Source organism: Halomonas sp. IOP_6 (assembly GCF_021151565.1).
GTDB classification, from domain to species: domain Bacteria; phylum Pseudomonadota; class Gammaproteobacteria; order Pseudomonadales; family Halomonadaceae; genus Vreelandella; species Vreelandella alkaliphila.
Window position 1 is genome coordinate 96,362 of the sequence record NZ_JAIRBO010000004.1, and the last position, 14,575, is coordinate 110,936.

At 54.3% G+C, this 14,575-nt stretch carries 13 protein-coding genes; 4 read left to right on the plus strand and 9 right to left on the minus strand.

Going from position 1 to position 14,575, the window contains the following annotated elements; all coding sequences use genetic code 11:
* Window positions 1–2 precede the first annotated feature (2 nt).
* Window positions 3–2,072 carry a DNA helicase Rep gene (rep, locus tag K7H08_RS08840; RefSeq protein ID WP_038479809.1) on the minus strand — a complete coding sequence of 690 codons (2,070 nt, stop codon included), beginning with the start codon at window positions 2,070–2,072 and terminating at the stop codon, window positions 3–5.
* A gap of 256 nt (window positions 2,073–2,328) precedes the next feature.
* Between rep and K7H08_RS08845 the strand changes: the two genes are divergently transcribed.
* Window positions 2,329–2,805 carry a tRNA (cytidine(34)-2'-O)-methyltransferase gene (locus K7H08_RS08845; RefSeq protein ID WP_231657717.1) on the plus strand — a complete coding sequence of 159 codons (477 nt, stop codon included), beginning with the start codon at window positions 2,329–2,331 and terminating at the stop codon, window positions 2,803–2,805.
* A 9-nt stretch (window positions 2,806–2,814) separates the two neighbouring features.
* Here the strand turns inward: K7H08_RS08845 and pyrE are convergent, their stop codons facing one another.
* Entirely contained in the window at window positions 2,815–3,480 is a 666-nt protein-coding gene (pyrE, locus tag K7H08_RS08850; protein ID WP_231657718.1) for an orotate phosphoribosyltransferase, read from the minus strand.
* Window positions 3,481–3,632: 152 nt separating this feature from the next.
* On the opposite strand from pyrE, the gene K7H08_RS08855 reads away from it, so the two are divergent.
* Window positions 3,633–4,400 carry an exodeoxyribonuclease III gene (locus tag K7H08_RS08855; RefSeq protein WP_198348741.1) on the plus strand — a complete coding sequence of 256 codons (768 nt, stop codon included), beginning with the start codon at window positions 3,633–3,635 and terminating at the stop codon, window positions 4,398–4,400.
* A 99-nt stretch (window positions 4,401–4,499) separates the two neighbouring features.
* Here K7H08_RS08855 and rph read toward each other — a convergent pair whose 3' ends face one another.
* The 6 genes from rph to K7H08_RS08885 all read right to left on the minus strand — a co-directional run bounded on the left by rph (window position 4,500) and on the right by K7H08_RS08885 (window position 11,416).
* Window positions 4,500–5,237, minus strand: a complete 738-nt coding sequence (rph, locus tag K7H08_RS08860) for a ribonuclease PH (protein ID WP_083007767.1) — start codon at window positions 5,235–5,237, stop codon at window positions 4,500–4,502.
* 81 nt (window positions 5,238–5,318) lie between these two features.
* Window positions 5,319–6,875: an FGGY family pentulose kinase gene (locus tag K7H08_RS08865; protein WP_231657719.1), complete on the minus strand. Its 1,557-nt coding sequence runs from the start codon at window positions 6,873–6,875 to the stop codon at window positions 5,319–5,321.
* Window positions 6,876–6,888: 13 nt separating this feature from the next.
* Window positions 6,889–7,881 carry an ABC transporter permease gene (locus K7H08_RS08870; protein ID WP_231657720.1) on the minus strand — a complete coding sequence of 331 codons (993 nt, stop codon included), beginning with the start codon at window positions 7,879–7,881 and terminating at the stop codon, window positions 6,889–6,891.
* Complete coding sequence (locus K7H08_RS08875) at window positions 7,878–8,876, minus strand: ABC transporter permease (RefSeq protein WP_231657721.1); 999 nt, start codon at window positions 8,874–8,876, stop codon at window positions 7,878–7,880. Before K7H08_RS08875 ends, K7H08_RS08870 begins: the two co-directional genes overlap by 4 nt.
* Window positions 8,869–10,356: a sugar ABC transporter ATP-binding protein gene (locus K7H08_RS08880; RefSeq protein WP_231657722.1), complete on the minus strand. Its 1,488-nt coding sequence runs from the start codon at window positions 10,354–10,356 to the stop codon at window positions 8,869–8,871. The genes K7H08_RS08875 and K7H08_RS08880 overlap by 8 nt, the downstream gene beginning before the upstream one ends.
* A 76-nt stretch (window positions 10,357–10,432) precedes the next feature.
* Window positions 10,433–11,416: a substrate-binding domain-containing protein gene (locus K7H08_RS08885; protein ID WP_038486436.1), complete on the minus strand. Its 984-nt coding sequence runs from the start codon at window positions 11,414–11,416 to the stop codon at window positions 10,433–10,435.
* A gap of 309 nt (window positions 11,417–11,725) precedes the next feature.
* On the opposite strand from K7H08_RS08885, the gene K7H08_RS08890 reads away from it, so the two are divergent.
* Both K7H08_RS08890 and K7H08_RS08895 read left to right on the plus strand, forming a co-directional pair.
* Window positions 11,726–12,742 carry a substrate-binding domain-containing protein gene (locus K7H08_RS08890; protein ID WP_231657723.1) on the plus strand — a complete coding sequence of 339 codons (1,017 nt, stop codon included), beginning with the start codon at window positions 11,726–11,728 and terminating at the stop codon, window positions 12,740–12,742.
* A gap of 94 nt (window positions 12,743–12,836) precedes the next feature.
* A complete protein-coding gene (locus K7H08_RS08895) occupies window positions 12,837–13,715 on the plus strand; it encodes a YicC/YloC family endoribonuclease (RefSeq protein ID WP_231657724.1) in 879 nt (292 codons plus the stop codon).
* Between the two features lie 137 nt (window positions 13,716–13,852).
* On the opposite strand, the gene K7H08_RS08900 is transcribed toward K7H08_RS08895, so the two are convergent.
* Window positions 13,853–14,566 carry a M48 family metallopeptidase gene (locus K7H08_RS08900; protein ID WP_231657725.1) on the minus strand — a complete coding sequence of 238 codons (714 nt, stop codon included), beginning with the start codon at window positions 14,564–14,566 and terminating at the stop codon, window positions 13,853–13,855.
* Window positions 14,567–14,575: the final 9 nt, after the last annotated feature.

Below are 14,575 nucleotides of genomic sequence, written 5' to 3' on the forward strand. Positions count from 1 at the left end.
CTTCAGCCTAACAGTGAGCGAATGCCTGCCAAGGCATCTTTGCCACGCGCCTGCTTTTTCTCGGGGTCTTCTTTATCGGCGCGCCCCTCCCACTCCAAATCATCAGCGGGCAGTTCGTCTAAAAAACGGCTGGGCTGGCAGTCCATCAGCTCACCATACGCTTTACGCTGGCGGGCTAGCGTGAGTGTTAGCGTGCGTCTTGCCCGGGTGATGCCGACATAAGCCAAGCGGCGCTCTTCTTCTACCGTCTCCATTTCAATAGCGTTACGGTGGGGCAGCAAGTCTTCCTCTAAGCCCATCAAATACACATGGGGAAACTCCAGCCCTTTCGAGGCATGCATAGTGAGTAGTTGCACACGGTCGGAGTCGTCTTCTTCGGCCTGTTGCTCAAGAATATCCCGAAGCACTAAACGCGAAATAGCAGCTTCGACGCCATCGGTTTCCGTCGCAGTGGAATCATCAGCATCTTCGGGATCGCGGTTTAGCGACTTTTCTAGCTGATCAATCAAAATCCATACGTTGGCCATGCGTCGTTCGGCGACGGTCGGGGCACTGGCGTTTTGGTACAGCCAGGCCTCGTAATCCATATCGCGCAGCATGTCGCGAATGGCCGCGATGGCATCGTCTTGATCCATGCGTTTGCGCACGCCATCAATAAAGTGCGTAAAGCGTGACAGGCGCTCCACGGCCCGAGTCGGCAGCGTTTGCTCTAACCCCAGTTCGTGGCAGGCAGCAAACAGCGAAATAGAGCGTTCTGTTGCATAGTTGGCCAGCTTTTCCAGCGTGCCGGGGCCGATTTCACGGCGGGGCACATTCACAATGCGTAAAAAGGCATTGTCATCAGCGGGATTAATTAACAGCCGCAGATAGGCCATGGTGTCCTTGATCTCATTGCGAGAGAAAAACGACGTACCACCGGAAAGCTTGTAGGGAATTTGGTAATGCTGCAGCTTGAGCTCTAATAAACGTGCCTGAAAATTACCCCGATAGAGCACCGCAAAATCTCGCCATTCTGCCTTCTCTTTGATGCGCCGAGTCAGCATTTCGCTGGCTACCCGCTCTGACTCCGCCTCTTCATGGCGGTTGACGATGACCCGAATAGGCGCGCCATCGCCCATATCCGACCACAGGGTTTTATCGTAAACGTGCGGATTATTGGCAATTAACGTGTTGGCCGCGCGCAAAATAGTGCCGGTCGAGCGGTAGTTCTGCTCCAGCTTAACCACTTTTAGGCGTGGGAAGTCTTCGCCAAGGGTCACTAAATTTTCAGGCCGTGCGCCGCGCCACGCGTAGATCGACTGGTCGTCGTCGCCAACCACGGTAAAGGTCGCCCGCTCCGCCATCAGCAGTTTCACCAACAGATACTGGGAAACGTTAGTGTCCTGATACTCATCCACCAGCATGTAGTGGATTTTGTTCCGCCAGCGGGCCAGTGCCTCTGGGTCGCGTTGCAGGAGCACCACCGGCAGCAGAATCAGGTCGTCGAAATCCACCGCGTTATAGGCTTTCAAGTGGCGTACGTAAGCTTCATAAACCCGTGCGGCAAAGTGCTCGTCATCATCCGCGGCAAACGAAAGCGCGTCACTGGGCAGCACTAAATCGTTCTTCCACGTGGATATTTTGGCTTGCACGGCGTTGATCTGCTCAGCGTCTACCTGAGCGTCTTTGTTCATCAAATCGCGCAGCAGTGCTTTGGCATCTTCCGGGTCGAACAACGAAAAGCCCGGCTTGTAGCCCAGGGTTTTCAGCTCGCCACGAATAATATTCAGGCCCAGATTGTGAAACGTCGACACCGTTAGCCCGTGGCCCTCTTTGCCCTTCAGCATTTGCCCAACGCGCTCTTTCATCTCCCTGGCGGCTTTATTGGTAAAGGTAACCGCCGCTATTTTGCGCGCGCTCATGCCGCACTCTTGCACTAGATAGGCAATTTTGGTGGTAATAACGCTGGTTTTACCAGACCCGGCGCCCGCCAAGACCAAACAGGGGCCATCGATATAGCGCACCGCTTCTTGCTGGCGCGGGTTTAGCCCTTTGATGCGGCTAAGAATGCTCTTTGGCGGTTGGGGCGTCATGGTTAAGGGTGACCTCTGCAAGTGTTTCTGGAAAACCTCTGATTAACTATTACGCTTGGCCATACTGCGTTAAAAATCGCCTCGTGCGCGAGTCCGATCAAAATGCTCATTTACAACCCGTAAACTCCGCTTTTTCGTTGATTTTTGCCTTGTCTGGCCTGCGCTCATCACATTAATCAAAGGCTTCCTAGGCAAATTCCATTACAATCAGCGGCGCTGGGCGAACGCACAATGAGTTAATAATAGGCAGGTGGTAATGTTTGAAGTAGCGCTATTTGAACCGCGTATGGCACCCAACACGGGTAACATTATGCGCCTGGTGGCTAACAATGGCTGCCGACTACATTTAATTGAACCGCTGGGCTTTGATCTCGAAGAGAAAAAGCTGCGGCGCGCCGGGCTAGATTACCGCGATCTAAACAATGTTACCCGCCATGCCGATTTTAGGGCGTTTCAAGCGGCGATGCAGGGGCGCACACTATGGGCGATTACTACCAAAGGCACCCGTGCTCACAGTGACGCGACCTTCGCCCCGGGCGACGTACTGTTGTTCGGTTCAGAAACCGCAGGGCTTTCACCCCAAGTGCACGCTGCGCTGCCTGAAGAACAGAAGTTGCGTATCCCCATGCAGCCCAATAACCGTAGTTTGAACCTTTCCAATGCGGTGGCCATCGTTAGCTATGAAGCGTGGCGCCAGCAAGGCTATGCTGGCGCATTAGGCAGTGAGCGATAGATGCAGTGACTAGCCTGTGATGCCGTAGCGGTCGCGATAAGCGCGCACGGCCTCGGCGTAAGCCAGCATTTCGCCTCCAGCATGCTCTTCAAGGTAAGTAAGCACTTGCTCTAAGGTGACAATACTGACAACCGGCATGCCGTACTGAGCCTGCACTTCCTGGATAGCGCTTTGCTCGCCCTGGCCGCGCTCTTGACGGTCAAGTGCAATAATCACTCCGCCCGCGCGGGCACCGCTTTGCTCAATCAGGTTCATCACTTCACGGATAGCCGTACCGGCCGTAATCACGTCATCAATGATCAAAATATCGCCGGCCAGTGGTGCGCCGACAATATTGCCGCCTTCGCCATGGGTTTTGGCTTCTTTACGATTAAACGCGTAGGGCATATCGCGGTCGTGGTGGTCGGCTAAGGCCGCGGCGGTGACCGCTGCCAGCGGAATGCCTTTATAGGCTGGGCCGAACAGCACATCCGCCTGCAGGCCGCTATCGACAATCGCCTGGGCGTAAAATCGGCCTAACTTGGCCAAGGCACGGCCGGTTTGAAACAGGCCCGCATTGAAAAAGTAAGGGCTTACTCGCCCCGACTTAAGCGTGAACTCGCCAAACTTGAGCACGCCCTGCTCAATAGCGAAGGCAATGAAATCGCGCTGATAGGGTTGTAGAGTGGTGGCCACGGTGGTCTTCTCTTGTCGATAGGAATGTAAGTAATAGGAATCTAAGTAAACGCAACAATAAAACGGGGTTAAATAGCAAGATTTGGTTTGTCTATTTACCCAAACGTCTAAACGTCGGGTATCATACAGCAGCGACGCAAAAGGGACGATTTATGAAAATTGCCAGCATCAATGTCAATGGTATACGTGATGCCGTCGACCGTGGCTTCCTGGACTGGCTGGCTCAGCAGGATGCCGACGTGATCTGCGTGCAGAACATCAAGGCAAAAAGCTTTGAACTGGACGACCATATTCTCTATCCGGAAGGCTACGAAGGCTACTTTCTGGATGCAGAAGAAGATGGTTTCTCCGGTGTGGCACTTTATTGCCGCAAAATTCCCAAGGCGATTATGTACGGCCTTGGGTTCCCTCAGTGCGATCACGAAGGGCGCTTTCTGCAGGCGGATTATGACCGCTTCAGCATCGCCACCTTCTTGATGCCTGATGGAAGTGATCAAAAAGCCAAACAGGCGTTTATGGAGCAGTATCAAGAGTACCTGACGAAGATGTCGCGCAAACGCCGCGAATACATCATCTGCGGTACCTGGCACATTGCCCATAAAACCATTGATTTGGCCAACTGGTCGGACAATCAGCTTACCTCTGGTTTCCGCCCTGAAGAGCGTGCCTGGATGGATCAGGTACTTGGCCCAACCGGCTTTATCGACACCTTCCGCGAAATTAATCGCGACGCTGGTGAATATACCTGGTGGCCAAAGCTCGACCAAGACGTGCCCCGTGAGCGCCAAGAAGGCTGGCGGATCGACTACCAGCTGGTCGGCCCCAACTTCCGTCGCCATGTGGTCGACGCGTGGATTGATTACGATGCGACCTTCTCTGAGTTCGCACCGCTGATCGTTGAGTATGACTTAGCGCTGTAAGCGCTCACTTTCCCGCGTCGCGTTACCCGTCTCAGCAACAGGCCAGCTTAAAAGCTGGCCTGTTTGCGTAAGCGCGTAAGTTATTTGCCAGGTAACGCCTTAGCCGCGAATACCCAGTGCTTCGCGCTGTTTTTCGCGTAGCTCGGAGCCCGCTTTCTCCGCCAGATCAAGCATCGCATTCAGCTCAGTACGGTTAAACGCCCCCGCCTCTGCAGTACCCTGTACCTCGATCAGCTCGCCGCTTTCAGTCATCACCACGTTCAGGTCGGTGTCGGCTTTGCTATCTTCCGGATAATCTAAGTCTAGTACCGGCACGCCTTTATAAATACCCACCGAAATCGCGCTAACCAGCTGTTTAAAGGGGTCACCTTTGATCTTCTTCTCACGCTGTAGGTAGCGAATGGCATCCACCAGCGCCACGCAGCCACCAGTAATCGACGCGGTACGGGTGCCGCCGTCGGCCTGGATCACATCGCAATCCACGGTAATGGTGAATTCACCCAACTTCTTCAAGTTCACAGACGCGCGCAGGCTACGGCCTATCAAACGCTGAATTTCCAACGTCCGGCCACCTTGTTTACCACGCGTCGCTTCACGGCCACTGCGGGTGTGCGTGGCACGGGGCAACATGCCGTACTCAGCGGTGATCCAACCCTGATTTTTGCCACGCAGCCAGCGTGGTACGCCCGCTTCCACGCTTGCATTACACAGCACCTTGGTATCGCCAAACTCCACCAATACCGAACCTTCTGCATGGCGGGTGTAATCGCGGGTTATGCGAATTTCACGAAGCTGGTCTGCTTCACGACCGCTCGGGCGAACAACATCAGGACGCATAGCACCTCACATCAATTTAACAGTGGGAAAGCCCTCTATTGTACACGTCTGTGAGTACGCTGATTCGCTTAACGTCTAGCGTTAGTCGAGACGTCCGGCGTATAGCTTCTTGAAAGCGGCATAACGCGACGTGTGCAGCTCGTGCATTGCTATATCAGGCTCTAATACGTGTTCACCTGGGGTGAGGCCATTGGCAACGCTAAGAACCTCACCATTGGCCTGGGCAGCCAGGGCCGCCACGGCTACCCCAAGGAGTACGGGTTCCGGCGCATCCGCGAGTACAACCCGACAACCGGTACCGTCGGCATAGAGCTTGCGTATCAGTGGTGAACGTCCATGACCACCGCTGAGGTGCAGGGTATCGATGGCATAACCATGGGCATTCATACGTTCTATGATGGCGCGGGTGCCGTAAACCAGTGAGGTGGCTGCCGCCCAATAGACCTTGATGAAGCTCTCGCGAGGCGTATCAAGGGTCAAACCAGTGATGGTGCCGCGAATGTCTGGATCCGCCAAGGGCGAGCGGTTGCCAATAAAGTCAGGGCAAACATGGGTATCAGGAGCTGGGTCGCCGGATGCCAAGCGCTCGAGCAGCGTTGCCGATAACGCGCCGTGAAGGTCGTCGCCAAATTCGCTGCTGGCTGAAAATAGTGCTGCGAGGTGATCCAGAAGAGCACCGGTAATGCTTTGCCCCCCTTCGTTGGCGACAAAACCATCGCATAGCGCCCCCGGATAGGGACCCCACACACCGGGTACCTCGCGGCGTTCGGGCAGGGCGCCGATATGACAGGTGGAGGTGCCGCCAATCACGGCAAGGCGGCGTTCGGGAGCATCCGTGAGGCTTCTGCCTAGTGTGCCAAGCGCACCGGCATAGGCATCAATCATGCCCACTGCGAAGGTACATCGAGTCGTTAGCCCCAAGTCATTGGCGGCTTCTTCGGTCAACTGCCCAAGTGCTACGCCCACCGGAAGGGCTTGTTCAGGCAGGCGGGCGCACTCGATTACATCCTGCATATCAATCTGTTTTAGAAAGTCGTGGTCCCAGCCATGACCAGGGCGAGGGTCAAACGTCCACTTGCAGGAGAGCATGCAGACCGAGCGCTCAACAGAACCGGTGCACTTAAAGCCAAGCCAGTCGCCTAGATCACCCGCGTAGCCAATCTGGGCGTAAAGCTCGGGGCGGTGCCGCTTCAACCACATGAGCTTAGGCATCTGCATCTCGGGAGACATGACGCCACCCAGGTTACGTAGCGGCGCTGCGTGGGTAGCCGTGCACTCAGCGGCTTCTGCGGTGGCTCGGTGATCCATCCATACAATGATATTCCATGCTTCATCACCTGGAGAGAGCGCTAGCGGCTTATCCTGCTTATCAAGGAGCACCAACGAGCAGGTGGCGCTTACTGACATACTGGTGATGGAATCGGACGTCACACCGGCTGACTCGCGGGCGCGCTGGGTTGCACTGCATACCGCGCGCCAGATATCCGTTGAGCTCTGCTCCACGTGATGATCGGCAGGGCGATGCATTGCAATCGATGTTTTTGCTTCGGCTAGCATCACACCATCCGAGGTGAAAATGCCCGCCCGGGCGCTGCCAGTACCAATATCGATGCCTAGAACGTGTTCTTGATGACTCATGGGAAAACCTTACTCAAGACTGTTTGATAAATGGCATACGCAGTGCCATTACAATAATTAGAAAAGCCCCCCATACCGCGGTGGCCAGATGCTGGCTGGCACCCATCAGGTTCATTCCCGAGGCGATTACCTGCAGGCTCATCAAGCCCAACACCAGTGGCAGTACGCGGCCAAAACCGCCAAAGGGGTTCGCCCCAGCCAGGAAACAGGCCAGCACCGTAATCAGTAGGTAACTCTCGCCATGGCCGACACGTACAGAGTTAAAGCGGGCGAGCATCACCATGCCTGCTAACCCTGCCAGAATGCCGGAAATCGTGTAGACGGTGATCAGCACACGCTTGACGTTAATGCCTGAGTACTCCGTCGCGCGAGGGTTGGAGCCCAGCATATAAATTGAAAAGCCAGTGCGGGTGAAATGCATGATGTAGATCAATCCTGCGGCAGCGGCGAGAAAGATCAGCATGGGGATGGGGATGCCTAAAAAGCTGCCGCTGCCGATGGTTTGAAATACCTCTGGCATGCCTGAAATACCGCCACCGCGGGTTAAAAACTCACCTACCCCTTGGAGAAAAATCATCGCGCCTAGCGAGACTAAAATAGGATGTGCGCCAACATAGGCAACGATAACGCCAATCAAAAAGCCTGCTGCCGCGCCAACGGCAAGCCCGGCGATAATCGCCATGGGAACGCTCAGTATGCCCATGCCCGCCAGTAACCCCTGTACCAGCCAGGCAGTCATCAATCCTGCGATATTGGCGGTAAAGGTCACTGAGAGATTCAAGCCGCCAGAAATAATTGGCAGTAGCATTGCCAGTGAGAGTAGCCCCAACTCCGGTAACTGCATCGACATCGAGCCAAAATTGGTGGCGGTCAGAAAGCCCGGTGCCAGTAGCGAGAAGAGCCCAATACTGCCGATGAGCAGAGCTGTCATGGCGATGACCTCGATGGTATCGCCTCCCAGGCGGAGCCCGGCCGTGGAGTGTTGCTTATTCAGGCGCTTATTCATACGTTCCTCGCCTTGGTAGTGCGGGGCAATAGGTTGCCAAGGTTGCTGGTGGTGATTGCAATCAAGATGATCAGCCCGACAATCATGCGGAAGGCATAGGGAGTGACACCCAGCAGGTTTAAGCCGTTTTGGACAACGGCGAGAAGCAGTACCCCGAGTACGGCACCGAGCACTGAGCCGCGCCCGCCACCCAGGGTCGCGCCGCCAAGTACGACCGCCGCTAGAATCGGCAACTCCTGGCCGATCAAGGCGTTGGGCACGACCTCTTGTACGATATGCGCTTGCATCAGACCCGCCATTCCCGCGCATAGCCCCAGCCAGCCGTAGGCAAAGGCATGAATTTTCCAGGAGCTCACGCCAGAGCGGCGAGCTGACTCGGGACTTGAACCGAAACCGTAGAGAGCACGCCCAAAACCGGTACGGGCCAGCATGAACCAAGTAAAGATCACCATCACCATCATCACTGCCGCGGGTAAGTAGAGCGTGGCTGATCCGCGTTCGGCAGGTAGGTCAAGCATCGGAACGGAGTAGTAGAGCCAATCGGGAATATCGTAGATGGAGACTCCACTGGTGAAGTACATCAAAAGGCCGAAAAACAGGTTAAATGTGCCGATGGTGACGATGATCGACACGATTCGGAAGCGATGGATTAGCAGCGCATTGAAGAGTCCCAGCAGCATGCCAACCAACATCGAAAGTAGGATGCCAAGTAACCAGTTGCCCCCGCCCAGGTAATTCATCAGCAGTGACAACACTACGTACTGCACCACGGATGCCGCCACTGCGAAGGAAATATCTATCCCTCCCGCAATCAGAACGACGACCAAGCCCACTGCAAAGATGATATTGACCGACTGATTGTTAAGCAGGTCGAATAGGTTCTGAAAGCTGAGAAAGCTGTCGGTGGCTAGTGCCAACACCACGCACAGCAACATGAGAATACAAAAGAGCGTCCCCTCTGTGCCGAGCCTTCTGTTGAGCAGTCGTTTATGCATTGATGATCGCCTCCAGCGCTTCTTCCGTGGTCTCCGCAGGTATGACCTCGGAGTAGATGCGCCCCTCGCGCAGTACAAGCGCCCGGTCAGCGTTCATCCAGATTTCCCCCGCCTCATCTGAAATCAGAATGATGGCCATGCCCTGATCGGCAAGATCCCTAATGATGTCGAAAATACCGGCTTTAGCGCCGACATCGACACCGATAGTGGGACAATCAAGAATGAGAATGTCGGGTTCAGTGGCCAGCCATTTAGCGAGCGCGATACGTTGTTGGTTACCACCGGATAGTGAAGAGACCGCAAGCTCGGCGTCACTCACCTTGGTTTTAAGCTGTTCGATCCAGTGAGCGGTCAGCGCCTTGATGCGTTGAGGGGAAAGAAAAAAGCGTGGTTTTTCCAGACTTGGTAGTACGGTCACTGCGGTGTTCATAGAGATGGACTGATTTTGCACCAAGCCAAGATTGAGTCGATCTTCAGAGAGATAGGCAATTCGATGGCATACGGCATCGCGGTTGGAGTGAAGCGTCAGCGGCTGCCCCTCTTTTAGCAATTGCCCTGAAGTGGGTTGTGTCATCCCGAAAATTGTATGGGCTATTTCGGTACGTCCTGCACCCAGCAAACCCGTCAGGCCGAGAATTTCACCGCGATGCAGGGTGAAAGAGATGTTTTCAAACTCCCCTTCACGACTTAAGTTTTTAAGCTCCAGTACCGGGGCGCCTTTGTGTGTTTCAGCACGAGGGGTCTGTTCAAGTTCAAGCCCGGTCATCAAGGTTGAAAGTCTTGCTTGGGTCATTCCTTCGGTGGGGTAGGTGCCGACCAGCTCCCCGTTGCGGAGCACGGTGACGCGTTGGCACACCTCCAGCACTTCCACCAGCCGGTGGCTGACCAACACAATGGAAATGCCTTTCGCCGCTAGTGAGCGGGTAATGCCCAGCAGTGTCTGCACCTCTTTATAGGTAAGCGAGGCGGTAGGCTCATCCATAAAAATAATACTGGCCCCAGCACGCAACACGCGACAAATCGCAACCAGTTGACGATGGGCAATCGAAAGGTCTTCAACACGAGCCATGGGATCCAGATCGAGGCCAAACTGCAGAATGATCTCGTGGGATTGGGTCAGTGCAGCTTTATAGGAAATAGGCCGCCAAGGCTTAGCAACGTAATCATCAAAGACGATATTTTCAGCGACGGTCAGGTGCGGAAACAGCGCAAGGTCTTGCCAGATAACATGAATACCCCGGCTGCGTGCCTCTTTCGGACTAATGGCAGAGAGGGTTTCATCGCCAAATGTGAACTCTATACCGGGTTCAGGCTTGTAAACACCGTTGATAATTTTAATGAGCGTACTTTTGCCACAACCGTTTTCACCCGCAAGGCAAAGCACCTCACCCCGGCGAAGTTCGAATTCGACATCGTCGAGGACTCGGCTTTGTCCGAAAACTTTGCTGACGTGGCGCGCTCGAATCGCGATATCGCCCATTGGAGGCTCCTTTCTTAGCATCACTGCCGCGCTCTTCAGGAGCGCGGCAGTCTCTACACGATCAAGCAGGGCGGTTTTACAGGCCGAGTTCTGCCAACTCATCTACGCTATCTTTGCTCAGCTTGAGTGGCTGTGAGGCAAAGATGGTTTTGCCATCCAGGGTAACTTCACCCAGTACCGGCAAGTCGGCACCATCGGTAATCTCTTCGCCGTTATAGAGCATCTCGCCCAAGGCAACGAATGCTTTGCCTGCCTCCAAAGGACTCCACTGGAAACCACCAGTAATCACGCCTTCATGCACTAAGCGACGGCCCTGACCCGGAGAGAAAAGGCCCATGACGGCTACGTCCCCTTCCAGGCCACGCTCTTTCACGGCCCGCGCCGCACCGATGGTTCCCTGGCTGCCAAACGACATGATACCGGCCAAGTCTTCGTGGGCACGCAGTAAGTCCAGGGTGGTATTGCGGCTATCGTCGACGCTTTCGGCAACGCCGAAACGATCAGCAGCTTGGGTCAAGCCCGAGCAGTTATCATCAAGCCAGTTCACGGCCGCATCGGCCCAGGCGTTGTGAGCGGGCACACTGAGACCGCCGACGTAAACGGCATAAGAGCCTTCGCAGCCGGTAGTGTCAGCCAATAGCTTGGCGTGCTCTTCACCTAACTGCTGCGCTGAAATCATTTCAAAGTCGTAGTCGATGTTGATCGATTCAGGGCTTTCATGGGTCAGGACGATAATTCCCTGATCACGTGCCCGTTCCAATACCGGCTCAAGAACCTCACGATCATTTGGGACAACACCGATGACATCAACGCCACGGCTGATTAGATCCTCTATTGCGCGTACCTGCAGGGCGGGGTCAGCACTGGTGGGACCCACCATATAGGCTTCTACGCCAAGCTCTTCACCCATTTGTTCAATGCCCATTTCCATAGCATTGAACCAAGGGATGCCACCGACCTTGGCGACCACGGCAATTGTAGGAGACTCCTGAGCCATTGCGCCGGTGCTGCCGATAATGCCTGTTAGCGTAGCTGCGGTAAGAAGTGCTTTGTATTTCATTGTGATTTCCTGCTTGCTGTTGGCTGACCCAATCAGTGGAATAGAGTGCATTGAAGCGCTTTAATAATGCTGCTGTACGTTGCGCCATGGTCAAATGAAATGGCGCAGGTTCTTCATAGCGTCACAATACATAGGGATTTAATGCATAAAAACGTTACACAGTGCTGGATACGTTGAGTGATACCTAAGCGATGCGTCATCGCTATTGTCATTTAATCGAAAATGCACAATCGGTTGTGCATAGCGTAGGATTGATCTAATGCATCATCACGTCAATGCTACTTTTATCTAATTGCAAGGAGCTGCCACGTGGTTAGCAATTCTTCATCCAAGCGGCTGACTATTTACGACCTAGCGAGGTTGGCAGAAACATCGCCCAGTACCGTCAGTGCCGTGCTCAATGGCACATGGCAGCGCCGTCGTATCAGTAAGAAGCTGGCCAGCAAAATTCTTTCGCTCGCCCAGTCGGAGGGCTACTCTGCCAACATGCAGGCCCGTGCCTTGCGGCGCGAGCGCTCAGGTATCATTGGCATGATCCTGCCGCTGTACGACAACCGCTATTTCAGCTCGATAGCCCAACACTTCGAATCGGAAGCGCGTCGGCGGGGGCTGTTTGCTATTGTTTCGTGTACGAATCGAGATCCCAAGCAAGAGTGTGAAGCCGCCCGTATGATGCTTGGTTACCGTGTCGAGTGCTTGGTATGCACCGGGGCAACGGATCCAGATACGATTGCGCAGATGTGTGCCGAGAGCGGCGTGCAAAGCATTAATCTCGACCTTCCTGGCAGTAAAGCACCATCGGTGATTTCCAATAACCGTGAAGGCGCGCGACAGCTTACCCACGCCATCCTCAACCGCCTTGCCAAAGAGAAGCGCAGTGATGACCCTGTACTATTTATTGGCGGTCGTGATGAGGATCACAATACCCGCGAGCGTATTGCCGGCTTCAAGCAAGCCAGAGCGGAAATGGGGCTGGCGACGGCGGAAGAGCATATCCTCCCCTGCGATTATGCTGCCGATAAGTCCCAGGCTGCGCTGGAAACATACATGCGTAATTGTTCTACTCTGCCCAGTGCTATGTTCGTCAACTCGACGATTTCTCTTGAGGGCGTCGTTCGTGGGTTGCAGCTAAATGGCTATTATCTAGATGACATTATTTTTGGATGTTTCGACTGGGATCCGCTTGCCGCTGCCTTTCATCCGCGCTTGATGATGGTTCGGCAAAATGTAATTGAGATGATTGACCGCGTTTTCGAGCTGATTGATACCCCACCGCGGGATCCCTGTCTGCTCATAGTGGTCCAGCCAGAAATAATAGGTGTTTGATGCGCTCTTTTGCACAGCATTTACTTAATCAAATGAATAGGCTAGCCATTTAGGGCAATGCTTTATACACCATTATTCACTACTAGGATGAAACATGGCCACTTCCAGCCACGTACACAGCATGACCGCCTTTGCTCGTACCGAGCAGGCCGCCCCGTTTGGCACCCTGCAGGTGGAAATCCGCTCGGTGAATCAGCGCTATCTGGAACCGCACTTTCGCCTGCCCGACGCTCTACGCGAGCTAGAACCGATGCTGCGCGACGCCTTACGCACGCGCCTAGCGCGGGGCAAAGTAGAGTGCAGCCTGCGTTTTGAAGCCGCCGAAGCCAATCAAGCCCCTGCGGTTAACGCCCAGCGCTTAAAAGAAATAGCCGATGCCCTGGCCGCCATTCAGCAACAGGTGCCCAGTGCCGTGCCGCCCACCACGCTGGCGTTGCTTAACCAACCCGGTGTTATGGAAACCCAGCATCTCGACCAAGATGCCATCAAAGCCGCCGCCAAAACGCTATTTGATCAAGCACTGAACGAGTTGATCGACGCCCGCGCCCGGGAAGGCGAAAAACTCGCTGAGATGATCACCACTCGCCTGACGGCTGTGAGCGAACAAGTCGCCACCGTGCGCAGCCTGCTGCCGCAAATTTTAGAGCGCCAGCGCGCTCAACTGCTGGAACGCTTAGAAGTCGCCAAAACCGAACTCGACCCCCAGCGCCTGGAAGCCGAACTGGTTCTGGTAGCGCAAAAAGCCGATGTAGATGAAGAGCTAGACCGCCTCACCGCACATATCGAAGAAGTGAGCCACCAGCTCGCTCAGAAAGGCCCCAAAGGCCGCCGGCTAGACTTTCTAATGCAGGAACTCAACCGCGAAGCTAACACCCTGTCATCAAAATCCGTGGTGGCTGAGACCACTCGCTGCGCGGTGGAGTTAAAGGTGCTGATTGAGCAGATGCGGGAGCAGATTCAGAATATTGAGTGAGGAGACCTAACCGTTGGCTTGATGAGCTGCATTATCCAAGCTATCACCAAATGGACTGGGAGCACCCGGTCGGCGTCTAAACCTCGGTGAGTGCATCGGGGTTTTTCGCTTTTATGCAGTGCCATTTAATTTAAAGGTCAATAAAGCCAGTGGTTATGTGCCAACGGCATGCTATTGAGCAGGTTTCTGCGTTCGCGCCAGTTGGGTAAATATTTGTCCATATACGCCATAAAGCGTTCGTTGTGGTGGCGTTCCAATAAATGTACTAACTCATGCACCAAAATGTACTCAAGGCACTCAGGTGGCTTTTTTGCCAATTCAAGGTTCAGCCAGATGCGTTTTGCGTCGGTGTTACAGCTGCCCCATTTAGTTTTCATCTTTTTGACGCCCCAGCCAGACGCTTCAACACCGATCTTATCTTGCCAATAGGTGAGTAGCTCGGGGATGAGGGATTTGATTTCTGCCCGGTAAAATTCGATTAGTACCCGATGTTTATTATCGAGTGAGGTGTTTGGATTTACATGCAAATGAATCTTGCGCCGGCTGGCTTTGATATCATGCTTGCCGCTTCGCTCAACAATATTCAGACGATGTGCTTTGCCCCAAAGGTAATGGCACTCACCGCTGACCATTTCTCGTTCGGATTGACGTGGTTGTTTCGCAAAATCGCGCTGCTGCTGTTTGATCCAGGGGATGCGGCTGATGACCGCCATGCGTATAGACGTGTCTGACATGGCGGTGGGCGCAGACACTCGCACACGGCCGTCCGGCGGCAGCACGCTGATATGCAAATGCTTGATCGCTTTACGGTTGAGCTGCATGGCTATCGTGCCAATCTCGATGTTTGCCATCAGGTTGCG